This window comes from Paraburkholderia piptadeniae (genome assembly GCF_900007165.1).
Lineage (GTDB): Bacteria > Pseudomonadota > Gammaproteobacteria > Burkholderiales > Burkholderiaceae > Paraburkholderia > Paraburkholderia piptadeniae.
Genome location: NZ_CYGY02000148.1, coordinates 2339 through 3878 on the forward strand (window position 1 = coordinate 2339; position 1540 = coordinate 3878).

Annotated in this window: 2 protein-coding genes and 1 pseudogene; all 3 read right to left on the bottom strand. The window is 63.1% G+C overall.

Annotation, left to right across the window (positions count from 1 at the left end):
• Positions 1 to 3: 3 nt before the first annotated feature.
• On the bottom strand, positions 4 to 645 hold the full coding sequence (ureG, locus tag BN2476_RS43150) for an urease accessory protein UreG (RefSeq protein WP_087740237.1): 642 nt from the start codon (positions 643 to 645) through the stop codon (positions 4 to 6).
• A gap of 25 nt (positions 646 to 670) precedes the next feature.
• Positions 671 to 1351, bottom strand: coding sequence for an urease accessory protein UreF (locus BN2476_RS43155; protein WP_087740239.1), 681 nt, complete (start codon positions 1349 to 1351; stop codon positions 671 to 673).
• Positions 1338 to 1540: pseudogene (gene ureE / locus BN2476_RS47855) on the bottom strand (urease accessory protein UreE); the annotation flags it as partial. The pseudogene ureE and the gene BN2476_RS43155, both read right to left, overlap by 14 nt.

The window sequence follows — 1540 nt, forward strand, 5'->3', positions numbered from 1 at the left end:
AACTCAAACCCCCAACAACCCCTTCTTCTCAACAAACGCAATCACCTGATCCAACCCCTCGAGCGTCTTCAGATTGCACATCACGAACGGCCGCTCGCCGCGCATCTTCTTCGCATCCGACGCCATCACATCGAGATTCGCGCCAACCATGGGCGCGAGATCCGTCTTGTTGATCACGAGCAGATCCGACTTCGTGATGCCCGGCCCGCCCTTGCGCGGAATCTTCTCGCCGCCCGCGACGTCGATCACGTAGATCGTCAGGTCGGACAACTCGGGGCTGAACGTCGCGGCCAGATTGTCGCCGCCGGACTCGATGAACACGATGTCCGCATCGGGAAAACGCGTGAGCATGCGGTCGACGGCTTCGAGATTGATCGACGCGTCCTCGCGAATGGCCGTGTGCGGACAGCCACCCGTCTCCACGCCCATGATGCGCTCGGCGGGCAGCGCGCCCGCCACCGTCAGCAGACGCTGGTCTTCCTTCGTATAGATGTCGTTCGTGATCGCGACGAGGTCGTACTTGTCGCGCATCGCCTTGCAGAGCATTTCGAGCAGCGTCGTCTTGCCCGAACCGACAGGGCCGCCTACGCCCACGCGCAGCGGCGGCAGATTCTTCGTGCGATGCATGTGATGAGGACCATTCATGATTCGATTGAGGGAAAGCGGAAGGCTATGAGCGGAAAAGCCGCGAGTACTGCGACTCGTGACGCGCCGACAGAATGCCGAGCTGCGGCGCGAACGTGTTGATATCGTCGGGCGAAGTGGCGAGTGCCTTGCTGACGGCAGCGTCGATCGGCTCGCGCAGCGCGACGATGATGCGCTGTCCCGCGAGCTGTCCGAGCGGCACGGCCTTCAGCGCGGCCGCCGCCTGGTTCTCGACCCAACTGAATGCATAGGCGGCGAGCGCGGCGTCCATGGCGGCGTCGTGTGCGAAAGCGGCGAACGCAAATGCCGTCGGTTGCGCGATCGGTGTGATCGACGCGAGTGTCGCGCGGCGTTCCTTGTCGCCCCATTCGAGCGACGCGCACAGCTGCCGCAGCGACCAGCCCATCTGTTCCGTCTCGCGACGCAATTCCGCCGACTCGCGGCTCGCGAGGAATTCGTGATTGTTCGCCGTCAAAGCATCGGCATCGTGCGCGCGCCAGCGTTCGATCTGATGCGCTAGAAACGGCAGTTCGCCGCGCGCGAGCACATTAGACAGGCCGCTTGCGATCCACGCGCATGCGCTGTCGGCGTCCGTGACGAGTTGCGCTTCGATTGCCGCTTCGAGTCCTTGCGAATAGCTGAACGCGCCGATCGGCAGTGCCGGCGACGCGAGATGCAGCAGCGCGGTCAGTTCAGCGATGCGCATGACGATGCCCATGATCGTGACCGCACGACGACGAACCGCAATCGCCGTGATCATGGTCATGACCGTGATCGTGTGAGTGCGAGTGATCGTGCGAATGTGCATCCGCATGACCATGATGCTCGCCATACACCTGCTGCGCGATCGCATAGTCTTCGGCGAACGTCTCGTCGTGACCGTGCCGATGCCCGC